This is a genomic window from Bartonella sp. MR168JLCBS, from assembly GCF_042194175.1.
The window spans coordinates 1-545 of record NZ_JBHIMP010000613.1; the positions used below are offsets into that span (position 1 = coordinate 1).

1 protein-coding gene is annotated in these 545 nt (G+C 44.6%); it reads left to right on the forward strand.

The window, feature by feature from the left end:
- Positions 1-545, forward strand: a 545-nt coding sequence (locus ACFIK8_RS13010) for a ShlB/FhaC/HecB family hemolysin secretion/activation protein (protein WP_375669659.1), incomplete at both ends; no start/stop codon positions are given.

The window sequence follows — 545 nt, forward strand, 5'->3', positions numbered from 1 at the left end:
GTTGAAGGTGTGATGGAAGATATCACTCTGGATGGGCATAAAGTTGAGAGGAGACTTCAAGGAGAAATCACCACGGCTTTTCCAAACCTTATTGGAAAGCCGACCAATCTGCGCCAGATAGAGCAAGGGCTTGATCAAATCAATCGGCTTTTCTCACGCCAAGCCACCATTAATCTTGGTGCGGGGAGCAATTCGGGTGGTTCGATACTCGATGTTCATATTGAAAAACAGAAACCTTGGCTTATTACGCTTTCCAGCGATAATCTTGGCGCTAAAGCAACAGGGCTTTATCAAACGCGCTTGAGCCTTTCTTTTGATGATCTGTTAGGGATCAATGGTCAATGGTCGTTTAGCTATCAGCGCTCCATGGATGGTGGTCCGTATCATTTTTCTCACAAGCGTCCCAATAGTGATACTCTAACGGGATCATTTTCTCTTCCCTATGGCTATTGGACAACAGGTTTTGATGGGACGTGGAGCCAATATCATTCAAGTGTTAAGGGAATATTTTCCGATATTATGACTGCGGGTAAGTCTTTATCGCT